This is a genomic window from Priestia sp. P5_B4, from assembly GCF_056400385.1.
This window is the reverse complement of sequence record NZ_JBFULJ010000652.1, coordinates 1-2181: the sequence shown is the minus strand read 5'-3', so window position 1 is coordinate 2181 and position 2181 is coordinate 1. Positions and strand designations below refer to the sequence as shown.

General features: G+C 37.1%; 2 protein-coding genes. Both read left to right on the top strand.

All coding sequences use genetic code 11. The features are described from left to right. A partial coding sequence (locus AC1DRF_RS24255) for a GerAB/ArcD/ProY family transporter (RefSeq protein ID WP_477741900.1) occupies positions 1-829 on the top strand: 829 nt, incomplete at its 5' end. Further along, positions 813-2024: a Ger(x)C family spore germination protein gene (locus AC1DRF_RS24250; protein WP_230183893.1), complete on the top strand. Its 1212-nt coding sequence runs from the start codon at positions 813-815 to the stop codon at positions 2022-2024. The genes AC1DRF_RS24255 and AC1DRF_RS24250, both read left to right, overlap by 17 nt. Positions 2025-2181 lie beyond the last annotated feature (157 nt).

Sequence of the window (2181 nt, the reverse complement as noted above, 5' to 3'; positions counted from 1 at the left end):
AATGATAGGTTATTTTTTACTGCTTGGTGGGTTTCACGCCCGTTCATTAGCAGAAGTAACTGGATATCTCTTGCTAGAAGGAACGCCGACGTGGGCTATTATTATGCCATTTATGTGGATAAGCCTCTATTTAATTAGAGGGGGCATTAATCCAATCGCTCGACTGTTTGAAATTATATTCCCCATTACCGTTATTCTTTTTTTACTGGTAGCTTTTATGAGTATGAAAATATTTGAAATAGATAATCTGCGCCCAGTACTTGGATCAGGAGTCCTTCCTGTACTAAAAGGGGTAAAAACAACTGCTCTTGCCTTCACGGGTCCTGAAATCATATTAATCATTTTAGCTTTTATGAAAGAACCACACAAAGCAGGAAAAGCTGTGCTGGTTGGAATTACTATTCCTATATTTATTTATGTGATTACTGTTGTAATGGTTATCGGAGCATTATCGATTGATGGAGTAGTACTAAGAACATGGCCAACGCTCGATTTAATAAGGAGTTTTGAGCTGACAGGCTTGATTTTTGAACGATTTGATTCCTTGCTGCTAGTTGTATGGATCATGCAGATGTTTRCTTCTTTTACTATTAATCATTACGCCGCTTCATTAGGACTGTCTCAGCTTTTCCAAAAAAACATTCATCCATTTATGTATGGTTTGCTTCCGGTTATATATCTTATTTCCATGATTCCTAAAAATATTAATGATGTATTTAAATTGGGAGATGTGATTGGCAATATCGCCTTAGTTTTATTTGGCTTTTTGCCGCTGCTTCTTCTCATTATTTCAAAAGTAAAGGGAGTAAAGTATGAAACCAACCTTTGACCATTTCCAGTTCCTATTGATTTTGTTTTCTGTTTTTTTGCTCTTTCCTCTGGCAGGCTGCTGGAGCAGTCATGAAATTGAAGAGCAAAGTTTTGGAGTGGGTGTGGCCTATGATAAAGTTAAGGAGTCCATAGCTGAAAAAGAATTTGATGAACAAGGAGAAGGATATACTAAAAAGAACCTGATTACGTCAACTTATCAACTTATCACTCCTCAAGTCGCAAGTTCAACTACTAAACAAGGAGGACCGCAGCAGAAATCTTACGTAAATATCTCGGAAACAGGAGATTCTCCTTTTCAAATGCTTCGTGAATTATCTTTAAGAAGTGACACTCCTTTAACTAGTCCCCATATGAAAGTAATGGTTATCAGTGAGGCCCTTGCACGAGCGTATAGTTTAGAGCAATTAGTGGACCAAACTCTTCGGAACAATGATTTTAGACCTAGTTGCCTTGTGTTTATTAGTAAAGGAAGAGCTAGCGACACGTTAGAATCAAAAACACCAGGAGAGATCCCAGCTTTCCACTTGTATGGAATGATAGACAATACTTATCGAACAATGCGAATTTTACCGCCCATGCAGCTTATTAAATTAGCAAGCAAAATTCAAACAGGGTCTAGTTTTCTGTTGCAAAATGTATTATCAGCAAATGGAGAAATCAAATTTGCGGGTGCTGGTATAATTAAAGGGAAAACAAACAAAATGATTGGTTTTTTGAATGAAGAAGAATTAGATGGTCTGACTTGGATCACAGGCAAAGGAAAAGGCGGCCTAGTGAAAAGCTTTGATAAAAACACCGGTCAGCTGATCGTATATGAAATAGAATCTATGAAAAGTCACATTCAACCTCATGTTAAAGGAAATGATATCTCTTTTGATGTACACATTGAATCAGTGGGAAGGCTATCTGAAAGTTGGGTGACCTCAGGGAACTCTTTTAACAATCAATTTTTACAGAAGGCGCAAAAAACTTCAGAAAAAAAAGTAAAGTATCTGGTAAGAAACGCAGTCGGAAAAATGCAAACAAAATATAAAGTTGATGTGGCGGGATTTGGAAATCAATTGAGAATTAAGCAGCCTAGAACATGGATGAGGGTCAAAGAAAATTGGGATCAAACATTTAGTCAAGTGCCAATTAACTATGATGTGAAGTTAACGATTAAAGATTATGGAGCATCCGGCTCAAAAAAGTAAGCAACCGACTGTAACTTTGCTTATTTTTATGTCAGAAATGAAAAAACCCCCCGAGAATAATGACAACAGAACTTCCCACGAAATACTCATCACATGATTAGTAAGGGGCCCTCAACAAATAACAAATAAGAGCTGTCGAAAACCGGCAGCTCTTATT